Raw genomic sequence first — 21,058 nt, forward strand, 5'->3', positions numbered from 1 at the left:
AGCGGTTGTTAGCCGCGCAGGCGCTCCATGCCGGGATCGAAGAGCGGCTCGGCCGTGACGGTTGCGGCGATGCGCTTCCCGAAGTACTCGATCTCGACGGCGTCGCCCTCGGAAACCGACGCCGGCAGCCAGGCGTACGCGATCGGTTTGCGCACCGAGTAGCCGTAGGCAGCGCTCGTGACGTACCCAGCAGCTTCGCCGTTGACGTACACGGGTTCCTTGCCCAGGACCACGGACGTGCCGTCGTCGATAGTGAGGCACCGCAGTGCCCGGGTGACAGGCTGCTCCTTGCGGGCGGCCAGCGCCTCCCAGCCCACGAAACCTTCCTTATCCTTGGCGATCGAGAAGCCGAGACCGGACTCGTAGGGGTGGTGCTGCGAGGTCATGTCCGTGCCCCAGAGCCGGTAACCCTTTTCGAGCCGCATGCTGTTGAAGGCACCGCGCCCGGCCGCGATGATGCCGTGCTCCCGCCCGGCTTCAAACAGCAGGTCCCAGAGCCTCAGACCGTACTCGGCAGTGGTGTAAAGCTCCCAGCCAAGCTCACCCACATAGGAGAGCCGCATGGCCGTGACGGGGATGCCGCCCACGGAAATTTCCTTGGTCCGGAAGTACTTCAGCCCGTCGTTGCTGAGATCGTCCCCGCTGACCTTCCCGATCACCTCGCGTGCCAGCGGCCCCCACAGCCCGATGCAGCACGTGCTGCCGGTGATGTCGGAGACGTGCACCCACTGGGCGGGATCCGCGGCCGACTGCTTCCTGGCCTCAACGCGCAGGTAGTCGAAGTCCACGTTGCTGTTTACCCCCAGCTGGAACTGTTCCTCCGCCAGGCGCGCCACCGTCACGTCGCTGCGGATGCCGCCGTCGTGCTCCAGCAGCAGGCAGTAGGTGACGGCGCCGGGCTTCTTGGCGATATTGCCGGTGCTCAGGCGGTGCAGCAGCGCCTGAGCGCCCGGGCCGTTAACCTCCAGCCGCTTGAGCGGCGTCATGTCGTAGAGCCCGACGGCGGTGCGCGTCCTCCACGCTTCGGCCGCCGAGATGGGGGAATGGAACATCGCCGCCCACTCGTCCCGCTCCGGCGCGCGCCACTCGGCCGGCAGCTCTTCGAGTAGGCCGCGGTTGGCCTCAAACCAGTGCGGGCGCTCCCAGCCGGCGGACTCCAGGAAGAATGCCCCGAGTTCTTTCTGCCGGACGTTGAACGGGCTGACGCGCAGGTCGCGCGGGGAATCCTTGGGCTGCAGCGGGTGCAGGATGTCGTAGATTTCCACGAAGTTCTGCTGTGACGTTTCGCTGACGTACTGGTCGCTGGTCTGGACCTTCTCGAAGCGGTTCAGCTCGCAGCCGTGCAGGTCGGTGCGGGACTGGCCCTCGATTAGCAACTCGGCCATCGCCCTGGCCACGCCGGCCGAGTGGGTGACCCACACTGCCTCGGCAACAAAGAAGCCCCCGACGTCGGGCGACTCGCCCATGAGCGGTCCGCCGTCGGGAGTGAAGGAGAAAATGCCGTTGAAGCCGTCATTGATCCGGGTTGCGTGCAGGGCCGGAAGCAGGTCCTGGCAGTCCTCCCAGGTTGGGGCGAAATCTTCCAGCGTGAAGGCCAGGCGGGAAGGCATGTGGTGATCCGACATCTCCTCCGCGCCGACGCGGGGCAGCTGTTCCATGTCCACAGGCATCGGCTTGTGTGCGTAGCTGCCGATGCCGATCCGGTTACCGTGCTCGCGGAAGTACAGGTCGCGGTCCTGGTAACGCAGGATGGGCTTGCTGGCCCCGTTGGGCAGCTCGTTGACGCCGCGCAGCTCGTTTAGCGGGGTGGTCTTGACGTACTGGTGCGCCAGCGGCAGCAGCGGGACCTTCAGTCCCACCAGCTTGCCGAGTTCGCGGCCCCAGAAGCCGGCGCAGGACACCACGATGTCGGCCGGGATCACGCCGTCGGCCGTTTCGACGCCGGTGACCTTGCCGCCCGCCTGTTCGATCCCGGTCACGGCGGTGGAGCCGAGGAAGGTCACGCCGGCCTGGCGTGCCCGGCTGATCAGCAGCCGGACCGCGCGGGCCGCGAGGGCCAGGCCGTCGGTGGGGACGTAAAGGCCGCCCAGGACGCGGCGCCCGTCGGCAAGCGTGCCGGTGTTCAGCAGCGGGTAGTGCTTCTCGCACTCGTCGGGGTCGATGATCCGGCCTTCGATGCCCCAGGAGGTGGCGTAGCCGAGCTTGCGTTTGAGGTCCTCCAGCCGCGCCTCGGTGGTGGCCAGCTCAAGCCCGCCCACCTGGTTGAAGCAGGACACTCCGTCGGTGCTGAGGGAGAGCAGCTTGTCCACCGTGTAGCTGGCGAATTCGGTCATGGTTTTGGACGGGTTGGTCTGGAAGACGAGGCCGGGGGCATGCGAGGTGGAACCGCCGGCCAGCTCCAGCGGACCCTGTTCGACAACCGTGATGTTGTTCCAGCCGCGGCTGGCGAGTTCGTCCGCGAGGTTGGTGCCGACGATGCCGGCGCCGATGATGACAACGCGTGGTGATGCGCTCATAAGTGGTTCTCCTGGTTCGCGTTAACGGAATACGACGGTGCGGGTGTTGTTGAGCAGGACGCGGTGCTGGCAATGCCATTTGACTGCCCGGGACAGGGCCTGGGATTCGGCGTCCCGGCCAACGGTCACCAGGGCATCCGCATCCAGGCTGTGGTCCACCCGGAAGACCTCCTGCTCGATGATCGGGCCTTCGTCGAGGTCCGGCGTCACGTAGTGCGCCGTTGCCCCGACAAGCTTCACGCCGCGGTCATAGGCCTGGTGGTACGGCTTGGCGCCTTTGAAGCCGGGCAGGAACGAGTGGTGGATGTTGATGGCCCGGCCGCGCAGGCTGGTGCACAGGCCGTTGGACAGCACCTGCATGTAGCGGGCCAGGACCACCAGGTCCGCGTTGTACTCGGCCACGAGTTCCAGTAGCCGGGCCTCGGCCTCGGGCTTGGTGCCGGCGGTCACCGGCACATGGATGAAGGGCAGGCCGGCGGCTTCGGCCATGGCGCGCAGGTCCTCGTGGTTGGAAACCACGACGGCGATCTCCGCACCCAGGCTGCCCGCCTGCCAGCGGAAAATCAGGTCATTGAGGCAGTGCCCGAACTTCGAGACCATCACCAGCAGCCGCTGCGGCCGGCCGTCGTGGATGCTGAAGTCCATGCCGAATTCGTTGGCCGTCGGCGCGAACTCCGCGGTGAGGCTCTCCACATCCCGGTGGTTGAGCTTGCCGAAACCGAGCCCGCCCAAACACGGATCCGGGCGGGCCCGGTCACCGGCGCCGGAACCGCCGGTGAACGCCGTGCGCAGGTACAGGTTGCCGCTGACATGGTCGTCGAACTGCTGGTGCTCCACGATGTCGAAGCCGCGGTCGGCCAGGAAGGCGGCCACGGCCCGGACGATGCCGGGCTGTTCGGGGCAGGACAGGGTGAGGACAAATTCGGCGGGACGGGTTTTGGCGGCGGCCGTCGCGTCACCCGCGACGACCGTGACGCTGCGCGGGGGGCGGCTTTCAATGATGGTGGTCACGATTGTCTCCTAAAGTGCCGGCGTGGGCTTGGTGGAGCCGTCGGTTGCGGAATGGCTGTCTGGGGCATCGCCGTCCGCGGGGTGACCGTTCGCGTCATCGCCGTTCGTGGCGTCGCCGGGGCAGCGGACGTCGGCTGAACAGCGTCCGCTGCACTCATGCCTGGTTACGAGGTCGAACTGGACTCCGCCGTGCTGGTCCACGCCGTCGCGGATGGCGCGTTCGACGACGGAAGTCGCCAGCCGCCGTCGGAGTGACAGCGGGTCCCGGCGCAAATCCTTGACGAGGGCAAAGCACAGGAGCAGCATGACCAGCACGAACGGCAGGGCCGCCACAATGGTGATGCGCTGCAGGCCGGACAGCGCTTCCGAGGGCTGGTCGCCGCCGGCCAGCAGCATCACGGCAGCCACCGCACCGGTGAGGAGGCCCCAGAAGATGACAAGCCCGCGATTCGGTGCCGCGGACCCGTTTGAGCTCAGCGACGACATGATCAGGGAGGCCGAGTCTGCCCCCGTCACGAAGAAGATCGCCACCAGGACCATGGCGAGGACGACGACGGCTGCGGTCACCCAGGCGGGCATGGACAGGTTCTTCACCAGGTCGAAGAGGGCGCCGTCGAAGGATATGGACGGTGTTCCGTCGGTCATGGTTACCAGGCCGGGCTGGTTTGCCTTGTCGGCTTCCTGCTGGACGTGGAAGGCAGTTCCGCCGAAGATCGCGAACCAGAGGACGCTGACGATGCTGGGGACCAGCAGGACGCCGGTGACGAACTGGCGGATGGTGCGGCCCCGGCTGATTCGGGCGATGAACATGCCCACGAAAGGTGTCCATGACACCCACCACGCCCAGTAGAAGATGGTCCAGCCGGACATCCACGTGCGCAGGGCCTCGTCGCCGACGGCCTCGGTGCGGGATGCCATCTCCGCAAGGTCCCGGGCGTAGTCGCCCACGGCGGCAGGGATGAGGTTGAGGATGAACAGGGTGGGCCCGGCGATGAAGACGATGAGCGCCAGAAGCACGGCCAAAACCATGTTGATGTTGGACAGCCACTGGATACCGCGGCTGATGCCGGACACCGCCGAGGCCACGAAACAGGCCGTCAGGATGGCGACGATGGCCACCAGCACGGGCGTGCCGATTTCGCCGACCCAGCCGTTGGATGTCAGTCCGCTGCCGATCTGGAGGGCACCGAGGCCGAGGGAAGCTGCCGTGCCGAAGAGCGTGGCGAAGATGGCGAGGATGTTGATGAACTTCCCCACCGGCCCTTCGACCGTTCTGATGCCGAACAGCGACGTGAACGCCGCGGAGATCAGTTGCTTGCGGCCCAGACGGTAGGTGCCGTAGGCCATCGCGATGCCCACGACGGCGTACATGGCCCACGGGTGCAGGGTCCAGTGGAAGATGGAGGTGGCCATGGCTGTCTGGATGGCCGCGGGCGTCCTCCCGTCCACGGTTCCGGGCGGCGGAGAGATGTAGTGGTAAAGCGGCTCGGCCACGCCGTAGAACATGAGGCCGATGCCCATGCCCGCGGCAAACATCATGGACACCCATGAGACCGTCCTGAACTCGGGCTTTTCCCCGTCCTTGCCCAGCGGGATGTTGCCCCATTTACCGAGCGCCAGCCAGAGGACAAAGACCACAAACAACGAGGCCAGGACCATAAAGAGCCAGCCCGTGTACTCCATGACCCAGTTGAGGGCGAGTGTTGAGGCGGCGGACAGGCTGTCCCGGCCGAGGAAGCCCCAGGCCACGAACGCCAGGGCGAGGGCTCCGGTGATGCCGAAGGTGGTTTTGTCGAGGGTGAGCCTACGGTTCCGCCGTTGCGCCACGGCCTGTTCGGACCGGTTCTGGCGGAGTTCCTGCATTATTTGTTCGGTGTCCTCGGCCTCCGCGAGCTGATCGTGGCCGGTTATCGGAAGGGCGTCTGTGCCGATGCGGATTTCGCTGACCGCGCGGGTGTCGCTGTTCAAAGCCATGAGCAAGTCCTTTTGTTCGGATGCATGGGCTGGTGCTAGACGTGGCCGTTCACTGTCAGGCCTGGGGGAAGGTTGGGGACCTCCGTGGATTCGGTGATCATGATGTCGCCGTCGATCACTGTTACTTCGTGGGAGCGCACCGGCAGCTTGGCCGGCGGTGCGTCGACGCTTCCCGTGCGCAGGTTGAACCTTGAGGCGTGCAGCGGGCATTCCACCCAGCAGTCCTCCACCCAGCCGTCCGCCAGCGAGGCGTCCTGGTGGGTGCACGTGTCGTCGATGGCAAAGAGCTCGCCTTCCTCGGTATGGAAGACGGCGATGGGCGGCGACGTATTAAGCCGCAGCGCTTCCCCGGGAGCCAGTTCACTGAGCGGGCATGCCTTGTGCATGGGTGGACCTCTTGTTTTCTTCGGGGACCCTTGTGTCTGCCGCGATGGCCGCTAAGTTCCGTAGTGAACAACAGCAATCGCCATAAGCAACAGAGTGCGGTAGCTCACACCACTTGTCAAGGGTTTTCCCTTCTGTTGCGGCCTCCCGACTTCCCGACTTTCCACCCTTGACAGCGACCGTGGCATAGATCACGCTGTTGCATATAGCGATTGTTGTTGCGTAAGAAGCAATTGAAAGAGGCCGTATTGATGCAGACGCTTGCGATTATCGGAGCCTCCCTGGCGGGTCTTTCCGCCGCCCGGGCGGCCCGCGCCCAAGGCTTTACCGGACGGCTGGTCATCATCGGCGATGAACCCCACCGGCCGTACGACCGCCCGCCGCTGTCCAAGGACTTCCTGCTCGGCGCGATCACGGTAGAGGACCTCTTCCTGGAAACCGACGCCGATGAGCTGACGGCTGAATGGGTGCTGGATGCTGAGGCCGTGTCCCTGGATGCATCGTCCCGGACGATCCTCCTTAAGGACGGCCGCACCATACAGGCCGACGGCATCGTCATCGCGACCGGAGCAAGGGCGCGACGGCTGCCCACCCTGGCCGGTCTGAGCAATGTCTTTACCCTCCGTACCCTCGCGGACGCGCAGAGCCTTGCCCCTGAGCTGGTGCCCGGAAGCAGGATGGCCGTGATCGGTGCCGGCTTCATCGGGGCCGAAGTTGCCGCCGCTGCCGCGTCGCGGGGCATGGAAGTGACCATGATCGATACCAAGTCGGTGCCGTTCGCCGCGCAGCTCGGAACGGAGATGGGCGGCGTGGTTGCCGGACTCCACGCCGCCAACGGGGTGGAGCTCATTTCCTCTGCCGTGATCGAGGACTTCTACAGCGGCGAAGGCAATGTCACCGGAATCCGGCTGGCCGGCGGACGCTACGTGGCCGCCGACGTCGTGGTGGTTGGCATTGGAGCCGAGCCCAACATCGGGTGGCTGGAGGGCTCCGGCCTGGAGCTGCGCGGCGGGGTGGTGTGCGACGCCATGGGGCGCACCGGCGCGCCGGGAATCGTGGCCGTGGGTGACTGCGCCGCCTGGTTCGACCAGGCAGCGGGCACGCACCGGCGGATGGAACACTGGACCGGCGCCCTGGAGCGGGCCGCCGTCGCCGTCGAGGCACTCCTGGACGCAGACGCCGCGCCGAGGCCGGCCAAGCCGCACTATTTCTGGTCCGACCAGTACGGCGTCAAGCTGCAGTTCGCCGGCCATTCCGCCGGCTACGACCGCGTGGAGATCGAAGTAGGCGACGTCCACGCGCACAGCTGCCTCGCCGTCTACTACCGCGGCGATGTGGCAGTGGCGGTCCTCGGCATGAACCAGCCGCGGCTGTTTACCAAGTGGCGACGGAGCCTCGCGGCGCCGGCCGCGGCACCCGGTGTGGCAGCACCCGTCCGGCTGGACGTTCCCGGACTCGTGGGGGCCGCCGTCGTGTCCTGAAATCCCTGTTCCGACGCTCCAAACCTGAAACCCCGTCCCTTCGTTATGGCCTTTGTTGTTAGTTGATTTTTGTTCGTTAGGAGGACAAATTGTCTGTTGAGGTAAGTGCCCCGAGTCTGATCCCCACTCTTCCCGGCTATACGTATGTGGATGAGGGCGTGTTCCGTGCCGAGCAGGAGCGGATCTTCGAGCAGATGTGGTTCTGTGCCATCCGCTCGGCCGACCTGGACAAGCCGGGCGCCTGGCGGACGGTCCAGATCGGGCGGGAGAGCGTGCTGATCAGCCGCACACGCAAGGGCGGGATCCGCGCCTTCTACAACGTCTGCCGGCACCGGGGCGTCAAGCTGTGCATGGAGGAGCAGGGTGAAGCTGCGCGCTCGTTCCAGTGCCCGTACCACGCCTGGACCTACGATTTCGAGGGCAAGCTCATCGCGGCGCCCAACCTGACCAAGATGCCGGATATCGACCGCGACGAGTACGGTCTGGTGAAGGTCCACATCCGCGAATACCTGGGCTACGTGTGGGTGTGCCTGGCGGACGAGCCGCCGTCGTTCGAAGAGGACGTGATGGGTGCCATCGAGGAGCGGCTCGGCGATTTGAAGGCGATCGAGGGCTACGACGTGGCCAACCTCAGCCTCGGCCGCCGCATCCGCTACGACGTGAAGGCGAACTGGAAGCTCATCATTGAGAACTTCATGGAGTGCTACCACTGCGCCACCATCCACCCGGAACTGACGGAGGTCCTGCCGGAGTTCGCAGACGGTCTGGCCGCGCAGTACTTCGTGGGGCACGGCGCGGAGTTCGGTGCGGACATCAAGGGCTTCACCGTGGACGGCTCCGAAGGGTTCGACCTGATTCCGGGAATCGAGGACGACCAGGACCGCCGTTACTACGCCATCACCATCAAGCCCACAGTGTTCGTGAACCTGGTCCCGGACCACGTGATCATCCACCGCATGTTCCCCATGGCCGCGGACCACACCATCGTGGAATGCGACTGGCTGTATGTGCCCAGCGTCGTGGAGAGCGGCAAGGACGTCAGTGCTTCCGTGGAGCTGTTTCACCGCGTGAACCAGCAGGACTTCGACGCCTGCGAGCGCTGCCAGCCGGCCATGGGCTCGAAAGTCTACGCCAAGGGCGGGGTGCTGGTGCCCAGCGAGCACCACATCGGCGCCTTCCACGACTGGGTACAGGAGAAGGTCGGCGACGTCGCCCCGCGCGTCTGAGCGAACCCGGTGGTCGGGCTTGTCGAGACCTGGATCTCGACAGGCCCGATCACCGAGTCCCGGTGTAGCCCATCTTGGAACTGATCTGCAGGCCTGCCTGTTTCAGCGCCTCGAGGAGTCCGGGCTCCTTTTCGGGATCAAAGCGGAAGGCCGGACCGGAGATGCTGACCGCTCCGATCACGGCAGCCAGATGGTTGTACACGGGCACGGCCATCGAGTTGAGCCCGATTTCGAACTCCTCGCGCACCACACCGTAACCGTCGCGGGCGACGTCGAGCAGCTGGGTTTCGAGCTTGTTCCGGTTGGTGATGGTCCGCGGGGTCCGGGCCGGAAGGCCGGCCTCCTTCAGGACCCAGTCCCGCTCGTCCGCGGGCAGCGCCGCTAGCAGGACTTTCCCGCTCGACGTCGCGTGCAGGGGTGTCAGGCTGCCCACCCAGTCATAGGTGGCCAGCGTTGACGGGCCCATGGCCTGGTCCACGTTGACGGCGTAGTTGGAGCGCAGGACCGCGAGGTTCACCGTCTCCTTGAATTCCTCCGCCAGACTTTCCAGCACCGGCCGGGCTTCGCGGACCAGGCTGAGCCGCCCGGGGATGGAGCTTGCCAGCCGGAGGATGCCGAAGCCCAGCTGATACTTCCCCCGCTCGCTGTTCTGGTGGACCATTTCCCGGCTCACCAACGAACCCAACAGCCGGGAGACGGTGGACTTGTGGATGCCCATCTCTTCGGCGATGTCGCTCACGCCGGCGTGGCCGTCCCGCGCCAGGATCTCCAGGACCGCGAGGGCCCGGTCCACGGACTGGACACCGCCGTGCTGGCCTGCGTCCGCATCAACCTCTGATTCGCGGTCATTGTTCGAAGCCATGATCCATACTCTCAAGTAGTGTGCGGCTTGCTTGCCCGACACGAAGGCCGCTTAGAGCGTCCTCTCGGTTAGTTCGACGCTTTCGATCCTATGCCGCCACACGCATCGGAGCCGGCATTGCGGTGCGCGGCTGGATCACCGCAGCCCGTTGCTGTGGGCCATCGCGATGGCTTCGGTACGGGACGAGGCACCCACCTTCCGATAGATGTTGCGGAGGTGGAACTTCACCGTGTTTTCGCTGATGTGGAGTTTGGCGGCGATGGCCCGGTTGCGCTGGCCGGCGGCCAGCAGCTGGAGGACCTCCAGTTCGCGGTCCCCGAGCTTCCAGTCGGAGACGTCGGCCAGTTGCCTCACCGGCGGGTCGAGCGGGAGGGAGACGGCGACGTCGGCACCCCAGCCGGGCATCACATCCACCGACATGCTGCCGTCCAGTGCTTCGACGCGCTGGGCGAGGCGGGCCATGGCGGGTGCCGTCGAGGACAGTTCGCCGGGGCCGTCGTCGCGGACGTTGACCAAGAGGTTCTCGCCGTCGCAGTCCCATTGTGTGCGGATGCGTCGGACCCCGGCCTGGTCCACCATTGCCAGGACCAGGCCGCGGACGATCGCCCTGGCCGCGTGGGCCACCTCGCCGGGCAGGGCGCGGCCGTTGACGGGAGGTTCGATGAACTGGACGTCGATGCCACTGAAGTTCATCAGCGGTTTCAGGTCCTCGCGGAGGCGCTGGAACGCGGTTGTGACCGGCTCCTCCACCAGTTCCGTGGTGCGGTCGTTGAGCGTGCGGAGTCCCACCAGGGCCTTGGCCGCGACGTCGGTGGCGGACTTCCGCGCCGCGTCGTCACTCAGCGCGGGCGACCTCAGCGCGGCGAGCAGGGTTTCGAGGGTGGTGGAGTGTTGGTCCACCAGTTCGGCGGTCACCCTGACGCGCTCGGCCGACGCCGCGCGGGATTCGATGAGGTACGACGGCGGCGCATCGGCCACCTTTTCCCGGATGCGCTCGGCCGCCAGCGTCCAGAGGTAGCGGAGCATCCGTTCTGCCTCGGCGTGGCCTGCCGGATCCGGCAGGGGTTGCGGATCGGCGAGGACCAGCAGCGCTTTGCTCGGCGAAGTCAAGGCAAGGACCGGGCGCGGCTCGCCGCCGAGCGTTGCTTCATCCTGCCAAGGCTCGCTTGCACCAGACAGGGAAGCCCGGATGTGGTCCAGCTCGGCGATGGACACACGGCTGATGATGGCTTCATCACCGGCCTTCTTCTGGGGCCGTCCCGTGCAGTCCTCAGTGAAGATGACCAGGGCGCTGCTGCCGAGATAGGGCAGGGTGGCCTCCCGCAGCCGCTGCGCAATGGTGGCCAGCGGAGCGGTAGTCAGGGCGGCGATGGCTTCGAGCAAGTCTGTATTGGACGTTTCCACCAGCCCAGTTTACGGGCGCTGCCCGGCCTGCCTACCCGTTTTGGTAGGCAAGACCGCCCAAGTATGGCGTTGGCCCAGCCCAAAGGACGGGTCAGGATGAATAAGTCACAACATTCGTCAAGGAGGTAACGTCCATGAGCGTCGTCGCAGAAACCGATCCGGCCGCCCTGGCCGGAACGTCCAAGGCCTTTGACCGGAACCGGACTCTGGTCCAGAACGAGATCAACGCGGTGTTCGAGCGCGTTGACCCGTCGCAGGTCGCAGCCCTCGTAACCGAACTCAGGCTGACCGACAGGATCTTCGTGACCGGCGCCGGACGCAGCGGCCTTGTCCTGAAAATGGCGGCCATGCGGCTCATGCACCTCGGGCTGACAGTGCACGTCGTCGGCGAGACCACGGCACCCGCCATCCGCGCCGGCGACCTGCTGCTCGCAGCCTCCGGCTCCGGCACCACCGCCGGCGTCGTCAAGGCTGCGGAAACCGCGGCCGCCCAAGGAGCCCGGGTGGCTGCCTACACCACCAGCCCCGGTTCCCCACTCGCGGCCGTTGCTGCCGCCGTCGTACTTATCCCCGCCGCCCAAAAGACTGACCACGCCTCCGCCGTGTCACGGCAGTATTCGGGCAGCCTCTTCGAGCAGGTGCTGTTCACCACCACCGAAGCGGTGTTCCAAAGCCTTTGGGACGAGGATGCGGCATCGCCGGAGGACCTCTGGCAGCGCCACGCGAACCTCGAATAACCAAGCCGCGCCATCCCCACCCTGTTTTCAGCAAGACCGCTCCCCCAACCCGAAAGAGAAACCACATGAAACTCCAAGTCGCCATGGACGTCCTGACCATCGAGGCCGCCCTCGACCTCGCCGGCAAGGTTGCCGAATACGTTGACATCATCGAACTCGGAACGCCCCTGGTGAAAAACGCCGGCCTGTCCGCCGTGACCGCCATCAAGACCGCCCATCCGGATAAGATCGTCTTCGCCGACCTGAAGACCATGGACGCCGGCGAACTCGAAGCCGACATCGCCTTCAGCGCGGGCGCAGACCTGGTGTCCGTCCTCGGCGGCGCCGACGACTCCACCATCGCCGGCGCGGTCAAGGCAGCAAAGGCCCACAACAAGGGTGTGGTGGTGGACCTGATCGGCGTTGCGGACAAAGTGACCCGCGCCAAGGAAGCCCGCGCACTCGGCGCCAAGTTCGTCGAGTTCCACGCCGGCCTGGACGAGCAGGCCAAACCGGGCTACAACCTGAACGTCCTGCTTAGCGCCGGGGAGGAGGCCCGGGTGCCGTTCTCCGTGGCTGGCGGAGTGAATATCTCCACCATTGAAGCCGTGCAGCGCGCCGGCGCGGATGTCGCCGTTGTCGGCGGCTCCATCTACAGCGCAGACGATCCCGCCCTCGCGGCCAAGGAGCTGCGGGCCGCAATCATCTAGCTGGAGTGGGCCGGCGCCGGCCAGGCGCCAGAAACGTCCGACGGCGGTCCCCTCCTTGGTGGGGACCGCCGATTTGGTTGCGGCGCACCAGCATAGATTTTAATGAAGCTTCGGCTCATATCTACGGTGTTTAGACGAACTGGTAGATCAGTGCTGCCATGCCGAATCCGACCACGGAGAGCACGGTTTCCACGACGGTCCAGGTCTTGAGCGTGTCCTTGACTGACATGTTGTAGTACTTGGCGATGATCCAGAAGCCGCCGTCGTTAACGTGGCTGGCGGTGATGGATCCGGAGGAGGCGGCGATCGCGATCAGCGCCAGCTGCGGCTGCGAGTAGTCACCGGTTATGAGGACAGGGGCCCGGATGCCGCCCGTGGTCACGATGGCTACGGTAGCCGAACCCTGAGCGATGCGCATGCCGCAGGCAATCACGTAGGCCGAGAGAATCAGGGGAAGCGTTGTCCGAGGTGGGCGGGGCGCAGGATGTCAGTGCGAGGGCGGCCAGGCATTCCGACAGCCAGGACGTTCAGGTGAGGGCATCGTGAGGGGTTTTTATCTGCCGCGACAGCGCCGCGGCGCCCAGCGCGGCCAGCGGAATGTCCGACGGGAGCAGCTCAAAGCGACCTGGGAGCCCAAGGGACTCGAGAAACTGGGACTTCTCGGCACGGTGTTTGAGTTCGGCCCGGATGCCATTCAGCAGGGACGGGCCCAAGGCGGCGAGGTCTCCGCCGATGATGATGCGGTCGGCGCCCGTGGACAGCACGAGGACCTGGATCGCCAGGGCGACGCCGCGGCACAGCACCGCAGCCGCTGAGCGGGCCTGTTCGTCGCCGGCGAGCGCTGCCGCGAAGGGATCCCGTCCGCCGCCCGGCGGCGGAGTCCACATCCGGGCGAGCGCAGACCCGGACGCGAGGGATTCCAGGCAACCCACCTGGCCGCAGACGCAGGTGGTGTCCCCACCTACCGGCAGGTGGCCGATTTCGCCCAGCATGCCGTCCGGTCCGCGCAGCACCCTGCCGTTCCGGACGACGCCGGCGGCCAGGCCGGTGCCGAGGTTCAGGCACGCGAGGGTCTCATCCCGACCGGAACCACCGGTCGATGGGCAGTTCGGGCCGTGAGGGCGCCGTGGGCTCCAAGGGCTGCGGCCTTCACATCGTTCTCGACGGCGACAGGAGATCCGAGCAATTCCTCCAGCTCACCCGCCAGGTTGAGGGTTTCCACGCCCAGATTCACGGCGTGGCGGACCACTCCAGTGGACGGATCCACCAGACCGGGCATGCACGCCCCTATGGAGTCCAGCCGTCCGAGGCCGGCCTCGGCCATGGCGTCCCCGGCCAGGGCTGCGGCCACCTGGACCACTTGGTCCCCGCCGTAGCCAAAAGGTGCGGTGCGAAGGGCCGCCAGCGAGCCGTCGTCGTGCAGTATCACGGCGGCTGTTTTGGTTCCGCCGATATCCAGTCCGAGCCTCATGACGCGGGTCCGGTCAGTATCGGTCCCATCACGCAACGCCCAACTGGTTCCAGAGCACCAGCACGGAGGTTCCCCGCAGGACGATGTCGGGGGCATCGTCCGCCAGCCGGACGGACACCGGCGCCGGGTCCTGCTTCAGCAGCCGTGAGAGCAAGGTCGCCTCGACAGACTCGAGCAGCTGCCCGTCCAGAAGGTGCGGCGGTCCGCTCAGGATTACCTCCGAGAGGTCGAGGGCGCCGACTACCGGTGCCAGTGCGACGGCGAGCCGTTCGCCCGCTTCACGGAACAAAGCGTCGGCTGCAGCCTCCGGTTCGGGGCTTGCGGCCGCTTCGGCCATCTTCCGCTCCAGGTTGGGGACGGACATCCAGGTTTCCAGGCAGCCGGTCTTTCCGCAGTTGCACATGGCCCCGCCGTCGGTGCCGACAGTGACGTGGCCAATCTCGCCTGCGCCGGAGTGGGCGCCCCGGACACGCCGGCCACCCACGATCAGCCCGGAGCCGATGCCGCGGCCGATCTTCACCAGGATCATGTCGTCACTGCCGTCCCCGAAGGTGTACTCCGCGTGAACGGCGGCGTCGGCGTCGTTGGACACCAGCACCGGCAGGCCAGTGTGCTGCTGCAGCAGGTCCCGGAGCCGCACGTTCTTCCAGCCCAGGTTGGAGGCCTCGACTACGACGCCATCAGGGTTGACGATGCCCGGGGTTCCGATGCCGATGCCCAGAAGCGTGGCGGTGGCCAGCTCCACGGCGTCGGCGGCGAGCCGGAGGACCTGGCTGACCACGGCGTCGCCAGTTTCCGGTCCGATGGAACGTTCGAGCCGGTCCACGATGTTGCCGTCAAGGTCCAGCACGGCGGCGCGCAGTACGCCGTTTCCCGCCAGGTCCATACCGATGATCTGCAGCCCGCGGCGGTTGAGGTCCACCAGGACGGCCGGTTTGCCCGGGCGGCCCTTCTCGGACTGGCCCAGCTCCACCACGTGGCCGCGTTCCATCAGATCGGCGACGAGGTCCGAAACGGTCACGCGGGTCAGACCGAGAGCCCGTGAAAGATCCGCACGGCTCATGGGGCCGAAGGAGTGCAGGGTCTGGCGCACCAGGGAAAGGTTGCGTGCGCGGCCATCGGAGGGAAGGATGCCACTAGCCGAGCCGGCTGTGCGAACACCTGGAGATTCGTTCATGATTGTTAGTAAACTATACTAACAATCAATAAGCAATGGTTTCTTTGGCCTCATACTCGGACTCGATTCTGACCGGGTGGGCCGGACCGGCTGACCGCCCTTACCACAGGAGCTTTCCGTGAAACTTGAAATTGCCGTGGTCAGTGCCGAGGGTGCGGGGATTGCCGCCGCTGAGGGTGCAGACCGGATCGAGCTGTGCAGCAGCCTGGAGCTCGGCGGCATCACGCCGTCCCAGGGCCTGATGGAGGCGGCCGCGGAACAGGTTGACGGCAGGCTGGAGATTCATCCGCTCATCCGCTGCCGGCCCGGAGATTTCAGCTACTCCCCCGCTGAGCTGGACACCATGGAGCGCGAGATCCGCAGCCTGCTGATTCAGGGGGCACACGGGGTGGTGATCGGGGCACTGAGGCCCGGCGGGGAACTGGATATTCCCGCCACGCGCCGCCTCGCTGAGTCCGCGCGGAACTCAAACCCGATGGCGCAGCTTACGTTCCACCGCGCCATCGATCAGACCCCTGATGCAGTGGCAGCCGTGGACGTACTGGTGGACCTCGGCTTCACCCGGGTACTGAGCTCCGGCCAGTCCGCGTCAGTGCACGAAGGCTTGGACATGCTCGCGCGGATGGCCCGGCGGTCTGCCGGACGCCTTCAGGTGATGGCCGGCGGAGGGCTAAGGACTGCCGACATTCCGGCCGTAAAGCGTTCCGGGACGGACGCCGTGCACCTGTCCGCTAAGCAGAAAGCGTCCCCCACAGCACCCCGCGCTTTCTCACTGGGCGCCTGGAATGGAACCGATCCAATGGCGTACTACGTGACGGACGCGGCGGTGGTGCGGGCGGCCCGTGTGGCGTGCGGCTGAAGTCGAGCCGGGCAAGTGCACCGGTCATCGCGATGGTGGATAGCCTTAGGGCATGACGGCAAGCTACAGGTACGACGTAGAAGTCCTTCATCTGCTCGTGTCACCGGCGCACGTTCACTTCAGCCGCGCACGCGAAGGGGCGGCCGACGTCCCCGCCACAGACGCCGACCAGGGGTCAACACACCGCTAACCGCCGCCGCCGTTCGTGATGATCTAAAAGCCGCCATCGATGGCAACGGTGAACTGCTGGTGATCGACGTTACGGGTCGTGCGAGGGCGTGGAGCGGATTCAAAGAGAGCGGCGAAATGGCTCAAAGACACCTACTGTTTGCTTAGAGCAGCCACATTCCGACGCTCCCCGGCGCTTTTTCATGTGCCGATAATATTATGCAAAGTAGCTTCTTCCAAGGGTTTGATTCAGTGCCGGATGTTGGGGTTTGCACAGTCCCCGCACCGCGTCAGATACATGCCGGCTCTGCCCGAATCGCCACAATCCACCGCGGGTGGGATAAAAATCAGGCTACGTGAAACCATCAGATGAAACGCAACGCTCCCACATCGTGAGTAACTGCCCCTGAGAAGTCGGATGCACGCCTCGACCCTGACGAGTGTTGGTAGGCTGGCTGGCCCCGTACGGAACCCACAAACCTACGGCCGGAGCCACGCCGCCGGACCTGATCGGACGCGCCGGATGTTGGCCGAATTCGAGTATGGCCTCCTCCAGGGGCGAACGCTCCGAGACGCATCCCCAACATCGAAGTTGGCCAGAGGCATCGGCAAGACCGTCATATTGAGCTCCGCAGAAGAAATCGCAAGACATGCTCCGCCTGCTGGTGTCAGCTGAGCGGTCCGAGGTGGACGGCCACTATGGTTCCTGCGCCGGGGACAGGGCCGATCTCGATCCTTCCGCCGGCTGCTGCAGCGATGCGTGAACAAGTTGCCAGACCCAGCCCGGATCCCGGAGGGTCGCCCTCACGGTGGAGGCGCACGAGGGGATCCAGGATGCGCTCACGGTCAGCTAAAGCGATGCCTTTACCGTTATCGATCACGCGTAGGACTGCGCCGTCCTCGCCGCGGTGACCGGTGATGTGAATGACCGGCGGGACGCCCGGGCGGCTGTAGGCCATGGCGTTGTGGATCAGGTTCTGGAGCAGTACCCGCGTCTGGACGGGGTCCGCGGTGAATGTCAGGTCGCCGCAGTCGACAGACGCGCCGGATTCATCCAGGGCGGCTGCCAAATCCTCCATCACGTCCTTGACCAGCTCCGCCAGGAAGACCTGCTTCGGGTGGAGGTCTCCGCCGATTGTTGCGAAGGCGAGGACGTCCTCGACCATGGACAGCATTCTTCGTCCCGTATTGCCGACAATCCTCAAGTACTCTGACATCGGTCCGTCGAGGCCTGCTTCGATGTCCATTTCGCATAGTTCCGCGTACCCGATGATGGAGGTCAGCGGGTTGCGCAGGTCGTGGCTGATCCGCCCTGCGAACTCCGCGAGAAGGCGGTTGCTGCGCTGGGACTCGGCCAGAGCTTTGGCCAGTTGCCGGGAACGGTGTTCGAGGTGCAGGACGTCAACGACTTGGGCTGCCAGGATTTCCAAACCCCGGATCTGTTCGTCACTGAGCCGTCCCGTTTCATGGGCGCCAGCGCATAATGTGCCCAGGACAAATCCGTCCTCGGTGACAAGCGGTATGGAGGCGTAAAACCTGATGCTGCTCCTGCGGCCGTCAACATAGGGGTTGGTGTTGTACCGAGGGTCGAGCGAGGCATCTTCGAGAACCGTCGGGGCGCCGCTGAGGAAGCCGACGGCGCACATCGAGTCTTCGCGGGCGCACATATGCGGCTCCATGCCGGCGGTTGCCACCTGGTACTGCAGGTCCTCGGTGATGATGTTGATCGCCGTCACCGGCTGCCCACATACCGTTCGGGCCAGCTCGACCAGATTCTGTAGCCGTTCCGATGCAATCGGGGCAGCTAACTCCAGGTCCGGCCCAGGGATTGGAAGTCCGGTTTCTGCCAGAACTGCGTCCCGTACCAGTTCATTTACCGTCATGACTGTGGACCTGTGAGCCTGGAAGCGGCCGCAACTTGGGTCTTGTCCTGTCGCTCTACAGAGTGATCACGCATGCCCCATCATGGCAGATCGGTGCATGACCCCAGCGTTTGTTCATTTTCGTTACGGCGGAGGCGTACCTTCGAGCCTGTCAGGCAGATGCAGACGGCCCGACGGAGCCGCTCAATTGGCGAAGCTCCGGTCAAATAGCGGTTGACCGAAGCTTCGGTCCATTATTCGTTCTTGAACCTTGGAATTGGCTGGGAATCGACAGCAGAATGGTGGCTCTGTCCAGGAGCCCCCGGCGCCCAAGCTCCAACAGGGCCGATAGCCGGCGCCTTGTAAGGCCAGGGGCCTCTCCGCTCAACTCGACTAGGCGTAGAGCCTATCGCCGACCGACGTCCTCAATTGTCATTTTCCGAAGTCGTCTGCACGAAATGTCCAACGTCGTCCGCACGGCCCCCACTACTTGTCCGTAACGGGAACGCCCAGCGGGACAGATTCGCTGCAGCGTGGGTCGCCCAGCATGAGGAACTTTTACGGGACCCCTGAGCTCCCCGTCACCCCTACTTCCGGTCGCGTAGGAGGGTGGTCAACACAGCATCCGCCCCAGTCGGCCGGTCCCTTGTGTACGCCTTGCGTATCCACTGCAAAACCCCCGAACCGACGGTGGCGGCTGCTCCCCAAAGCGGCTCCTGGGTCGCGAAGGCAACAGAGAACCCAAGAGCGCCATCGATGATTACGTCCGTGCCGTCAGTTCGCACGAGGTCCCTAAGCGATGAGCTCTCGAGGTCGCGGCGCACTTTATTCACTCGGGGCCGCAGCTCGTCGGGTGAGTCGCCTGACGCTCCGCGCTGGATGCTCCGCAAGACACTGCGCCAGTCCTCGAAGTCGCTCGATGATCTGCGGATTGCGGCCGCCTGCCGGACGGACACCTCGATCGACGGCACCGCGACGCGAGACACCTCTCGGAGCATCGCCTCGGGGTGCACACGATGCGCTCCAATCGTGACCTTCTTCCTCAATAAGCTCAGATCGGCTTCTGACGACGGCACGTATTGCGCGTCGAACGCGTCGGCAATCGCGAGCATCTTGTCGATGTAGTAGAAGAACGGCTCAGCTCACCACTTTTCGTCAGCGGGACGTATCGGGCCGTCAAGCGACAACGACGACAGACCTTGCAGGTTGTCCCAGGCCGTCGGCCCGATCTTGTCCGGCGGGATCGACGCGATAAGTCCTGGAGCTCCTTCGACGCAACATCGTGCCGGACGACGGCTTCCAGCTGCACCCTACGACGGGTGAGAATCGGCCACTGGCTGCGGAGCACGACAACGCCATCGTGAATCAGTCCCTCGAGGGCATACAGGTTATGGACAATTCCGGCGAACCGGGCGGCGGCCGACGCGGGGTCCTCCCGCATCGACTCATAGGAGCCGGCTCGGCTCCAGATCTTGGCCCCGGCATGAACCACGTTGTCGACCCCATCACGACGTCGATAGCGGATACCCCTAGGGTCGGGCAACGCGGATCGATCATCGAAAAAGTTGGCGAGCGGGTCGAGCAACAGCATCCTCGGGTAGTACAGCAGTGAGTCACTCAAATCCTCACGAAAAGATGGCTCACTCCCGTAGGCGCTCCTCCATCCGCCAACAAGCGAGGCGCCACCAGGGATCGCCTCGTCTGCTTGAGCCAGCCAAAACTCCTCCAGCACAGCCGCGAGCTGGTCTAGCTCGGCGAGACTCAGCATCGCCAGCTCTCGCTGCGTCGGCTTAGCACCAAGTGAGTTCTCAAGGGCGTCGAGCACCGTACCTGCCTGGGGCGCCATTCGTGGTCTCGTAGCCATGACTCCATGGTGCCTCACAATCGCAGGCTACGTGCCCGTTAGCCGGTCCTTCACCGGCGCAAGCGCCACCCAAAATTTCCGGATCACGATTTCCCACCGCCAGGGCGATGGCTTCCTTGGTGCGCGCGTCGAAGGATCCATGGGCGGTGATGGCCTGCGAAATCCCGTCATAGGCGCCGAGGACGGCCGGTGAGTGGGCCATCCGGCATGGATGTTCAGGAACTTACCCATCCGGCGTTCCAGAGTGCCGGCTATTTCCTTCGAGCCTTCAGGGGCGCTGTCGACGGTGTGTGCTGGGATGCGGGGCATGATCGATCCTTGATTTTCGTGAGTGTTCAGGTCGGTCGGGGCTTCCGTGTGCGGGGCGGGCCCCGGCAGGCCCTCACGGGTGGGGCAGGTGTTGTTTGCCGTTCACAGGGCCGCTGAGTTCCCCGAGATGAAGGGATTCTCTCCCCGGAACCTCCAGTACATGACCACCTTCGCCAAAGCCTGGTCGACCTCAATTGCGCAACAGGCTGTTGCGCAATTGCCATGGGGCCACATCACCCTGCTACTGGACAAGGTCAAGAGCCAGAAGGACCGGGACTGGTACGCATCGGCGGCGGTCGAGTACGGATGGTCCCGAAACGTCTTGATGAACATGATCATGAACAAGACCTTGGAACGTACTGGGGCAGCACCCTCGAATTTCGCGCAACAGCTTGTTGCGCGAGACTCCGAGCTTGCTCAACAGGTGGCAAAGGACCCCTACAACTTCGAATTCCTCGGCCTCTCCGGTGAAGTGGCGGAACGCGACCTCGAAAATGCCCTCACCAGCAGGATCACGGAAACCCTCCGCGAACTGGGCCCAGGATTTGCCTTCGTCGGCCGGCAGGTCCACTTCGATGTTGACGGGGACGATTTTTACGTAGACATGCTGTTTTTTCACATCGAGCAGCTCCGGTACGTCGTCATCGAGCTTAAGACCGGCAAGTTCCAGCCAGAATTTGCCGGGAAACTCAACTTCTACGTCGCCCTCGTGGACGACATGCTCCGGCGCGACCACCACAACGAAACCATCGGCATCCTCATCTGCGGCACCAAAAATGACCGCCGCGTGCGCTACAGCCTCGGACGCTCCACCTCACCAATGGCCGTCGCCGCCTACACCTACGACAAACTTCCTTCAGCAGAGCAGCACATACTGCCGGATGAAGGACATATCGTGGCCGCACTCGAATGGGCAGAGCCTGACGAGCGTGAGGAGTTAAGGTGAGCAGTTAATCGTGAATATCAAAATCTGACAGCTGAGCATGCCGGTCGCTGCCCCGGATCTCCGCTCATGCTGGATAGCCGGGGGGGAGTAAGTCGGGTAATTGTCGTACAAAATACAG

At 64.9% G+C, this 21,058-nt stretch carries 17 protein-coding genes and 2 pseudogenes; 7 read left to right on the forward strand and 12 right to left on the reverse strand.

What is annotated here, in order from left to right:
- Positions 1 to 8 precede the first annotated feature (8 nt).
- The 4 genes from ACZYZ4_RS16425 to ACZYZ4_RS16440 all read right to left on the reverse strand — a co-directional run bounded on the left by ACZYZ4_RS16425 (position 9) and on the right by ACZYZ4_RS16440 (position 5,887).
- Positions 9 to 2,516: a GcvT family protein gene (locus ACZYZ4_RS16425; RefSeq protein WP_463862580.1), complete on the reverse strand. Its 2,508-nt coding sequence runs from the start codon at positions 2,514 to 2,516 to the stop codon at positions 9 to 11.
- A gap of 21 nt (positions 2,517 to 2,537) precedes the next feature.
- Positions 2,538 to 3,527, reverse strand: a complete 990-nt coding sequence (purU, locus tag ACZYZ4_RS16430; RefSeq protein ID WP_463862582.1) for a formyltetrahydrofolate deformylase — start codon at positions 3,525 to 3,527, stop codon at positions 2,538 to 2,540.
- Between the two features lie 9 nt (positions 3,528 to 3,536).
- Complete coding sequence (locus ACZYZ4_RS16435) at positions 3,537 to 5,390, reverse strand: BCCT family transporter (protein WP_463862627.1); 1,854 nt, start codon at positions 5,388 to 5,390, stop codon at positions 3,537 to 3,539.
- 146 nt (positions 5,391 to 5,536) lie between these two features.
- Positions 5,537 to 5,887, reverse strand: a complete 351-nt coding sequence (locus ACZYZ4_RS16440; protein ID WP_463862583.1) for a bifunctional 3-phenylpropionate/cinnamic acid dioxygenase ferredoxin subunit — start codon at positions 5,885 to 5,887, stop codon at positions 5,537 to 5,539.
- 249 nt (positions 5,888 to 6,136) lie between these two features.
- Here ACZYZ4_RS16440 and ACZYZ4_RS16445 point away from each other — a divergent pair, with 249 nt between their 5' ends.
- Together ACZYZ4_RS16445 and ACZYZ4_RS16450 are read left to right on the forward strand one after the other, a co-directional pair.
- Entirely contained in the window at positions 6,137 to 7,366 is a 1,230-nt protein-coding gene (locus ACZYZ4_RS16445) for an NAD(P)/FAD-dependent oxidoreductase (RefSeq protein WP_463862584.1), read from the forward strand.
- An 89-nt stretch (positions 7,367 to 7,455) separates the two neighbouring features.
- Complete coding sequence (locus tag ACZYZ4_RS16450; protein ID WP_463862585.1) at positions 7,456 to 8,592, forward strand: aromatic ring-hydroxylating oxygenase subunit alpha; 1,137 nt, start codon at positions 7,456 to 7,458, stop codon at positions 8,590 to 8,592.
- Between the two features lie 49 nt (positions 8,593 to 8,641).
- Here ACZYZ4_RS16450 and ACZYZ4_RS16455 read toward each other — a convergent pair whose 3' ends face one another.
- Both ACZYZ4_RS16455 and ACZYZ4_RS16460 read right to left on the reverse strand, forming a co-directional pair.
- The gene (locus ACZYZ4_RS16455; protein ID WP_463862586.1) at positions 8,642 to 9,454 is read right to left on the reverse strand and encodes an IclR family transcriptional regulator; all 813 of its coding nucleotides are present in this window, start codon (positions 9,452 to 9,454) and stop codon (positions 8,642 to 8,644) included.
- 135 nt (positions 9,455 to 9,589) lie between these two features.
- Positions 9,590 to 10,858, reverse strand: coding sequence for a helix-turn-helix transcriptional regulator (locus ACZYZ4_RS16460; RefSeq protein WP_463862587.1), 1,269 nt, complete (start codon positions 10,856 to 10,858; stop codon positions 9,590 to 9,592).
- A gap of 134 nt (positions 10,859 to 10,992) precedes the next feature.
- Between ACZYZ4_RS16460 and hxlB the strand changes: the two genes are divergently transcribed.
- Both hxlB and hxlA read left to right on the forward strand, forming a co-directional pair.
- On the forward strand, positions 10,993 to 11,595 hold the full coding sequence (hxlB, locus tag ACZYZ4_RS16465) for a 6-phospho-3-hexuloisomerase (RefSeq protein WP_463862589.1): 603 nt from the start codon (positions 10,993 to 10,995) through the stop codon (positions 11,593 to 11,595).
- A gap of 65 nt (positions 11,596 to 11,660) precedes the next feature.
- Complete coding sequence (gene hxlA, locus ACZYZ4_RS16470; protein ID WP_463862591.1) at positions 11,661 to 12,284, forward strand: 3-hexulose-6-phosphate synthase; 624 nt, start codon at positions 11,661 to 11,663, stop codon at positions 12,282 to 12,284.
- A gap of 130 nt (positions 12,285 to 12,414) precedes the next feature.
- On the opposite strand, the gene ACZYZ4_RS16475 is transcribed toward hxlA, so the two are convergent.
- From ACZYZ4_RS16475 to ACZYZ4_RS16490, 4 genes are all read right to left on the reverse strand, one after another.
- A complete protein-coding gene (locus ACZYZ4_RS16475; protein ID WP_463862629.1) occupies positions 12,415 to 12,735 on the reverse strand; it encodes a GntT/GntP/DsdX family permease in 321 nt (106 codons plus the stop codon).
- A 76-nt stretch (positions 12,736 to 12,811) separates the two neighbouring features.
- On the reverse strand, positions 12,812 to 13,297 hold the full coding sequence (locus ACZYZ4_RS16480; RefSeq protein ID WP_463862592.1) for an ROK family protein: 486 nt from the start codon (positions 13,295 to 13,297) through the stop codon (positions 12,812 to 12,814).
- Between the two features lie 44 nt (positions 13,298 to 13,341).
- Entirely contained in the window at positions 13,342 to 13,755 is a 414-nt protein-coding gene (locus ACZYZ4_RS16485) for an ROK family protein (RefSeq protein ID WP_463862594.1), read from the reverse strand.
- Between the two features lie 28 nt (positions 13,756 to 13,783).
- Positions 13,784 to 14,932 (reverse strand): ROK family protein, encoded by a 1,149-nt coding sequence (locus ACZYZ4_RS16490; protein WP_463862596.1) that lies wholly within the window; start codon positions 14,930 to 14,932, stop codon positions 13,784 to 13,786.
- A gap of 118 nt (positions 14,933 to 15,050) precedes the next feature.
- Here ACZYZ4_RS16490 and ACZYZ4_RS16495 point away from each other — a divergent pair, with 118 nt between their 5' ends.
- Positions 15,051 to 15,791, forward strand: coding sequence for a copper homeostasis protein CutC (locus ACZYZ4_RS16495; RefSeq protein ID WP_463862597.1), 741 nt, complete (start codon positions 15,051 to 15,053; stop codon positions 15,789 to 15,791).
- 52 nt (positions 15,792 to 15,843) lie between these two features.
- Positions 15,844 to 15,963 (forward strand): annotated as a pseudogene (locus tag ACZYZ4_RS16500) (molybdenum cofactor biosysynthesis protein); the annotation flags it as partial.
- Positions 15,964 to 16,627: 664 nt separating this feature from the next.
- Here the strand turns inward: ACZYZ4_RS16500 and ACZYZ4_RS16505 are convergent.
- Together ACZYZ4_RS16505 and ACZYZ4_RS16510 are read right to left on the reverse strand one after the other, a co-directional pair.
- Positions 16,628 to 17,842, reverse strand: coding sequence for a sensor histidine kinase (locus tag ACZYZ4_RS16505; protein WP_463862599.1), 1,215 nt, complete (start codon positions 17,840 to 17,842; stop codon positions 16,628 to 16,630).
- A gap of 566 nt (positions 17,843 to 18,408) precedes the next feature.
- On the reverse strand, positions 18,409 to 18,933 hold the full coding sequence (locus ACZYZ4_RS16510; RefSeq protein ID WP_463862601.1) for a hypothetical protein: 525 nt from the start codon (positions 18,931 to 18,933) through the stop codon (positions 18,409 to 18,411).
- 1,173 nt (positions 18,934 to 20,106) lie between these two features.
- On the opposite strand from ACZYZ4_RS16510, the pseudogene ACZYZ4_RS16515 reads away from it, so the two are divergent.
- A pseudogene (locus tag ACZYZ4_RS16515) lies at positions 20,107 to 20,940 on the forward strand (PDDEXK nuclease domain-containing protein); the annotation flags it as partial.
- Between the last annotated feature and the right edge of the window lie 118 nt (positions 20,941 to 21,058).

It is taken from the genome of Pseudarthrobacter adonitolis, from assembly GCF_055412845.1.

Bases quoted from the DNA above. Each gene is read 5' to 3' on its own strand.
- ACZYZ4_RS16485 (WP_463862594.1), bottom strand. From the start codon at position 13,755: ATGAGGCTCGGACTGGATATCGGCGGAACCAAAACAGCCGCCGTGATA.
- ACZYZ4_RS16510 (WP_463862601.1), bottom strand. From the start codon at position 18,933: ATGCTCGCGATTGCCGACGCGTTCGACGCGCAATACGTGCCGTCGTCA.
- ACZYZ4_RS16445 (WP_463862584.1), top strand. From the start codon at position 6,137: ATGCAGACGCTTGCGATTATCGGAGCCTCCCTGGCGGGTCTTTCCGCC.
- ACZYZ4_RS16490 (WP_463862596.1), bottom strand. From the start codon at position 14,932: ATGAACGAATCTCCAGGTGTTCGCACAGCCGGCTCGGCTAGTGGCATC.
- ACZYZ4_RS16425 (WP_463862580.1), bottom strand. From the start codon at position 2,516: ATGAGCGCATCACCACGCGTTGTCATCATCGGCGCCGGCATCGTCGGC.
- ACZYZ4_RS16455 (WP_463862586.1), bottom strand. From the start codon at position 9,454: ATGGCTTCGAACAATGACCGCGAATCAGAGGTTGATGCGGACGCAGGC.
- hxlB (WP_463862589.1), top strand. From the start codon at position 10,993: ATGAGCGTCGTCGCAGAAACCGATCCGGCCGCCCTGGCCGGAACGTCC.
- ACZYZ4_RS16440 (WP_463862583.1), bottom strand. From the start codon at position 5,887: ATGCACAAGGCATGCCCGCTCAGTGAACTGGCTCCCGGGGAAGCGCTG.
- ACZYZ4_RS16435 (WP_463862627.1), bottom strand. From the start codon at position 5,390: ATGCAGGAACTCCGCCAGAACCGGTCCGAACAGGCCGTGGCGCAACGG.
- hxlA (WP_463862591.1), top strand. From the start codon at position 11,661: ATGAAACTCCAAGTCGCCATGGACGTCCTGACCATCGAGGCCGCCCTC.
- ACZYZ4_RS16505 (WP_463862599.1), bottom strand. From the start codon at position 17,842: ATGACGGTAAATGAACTGGTACGGGACGCAGTTCTGGCAGAAACCGGA.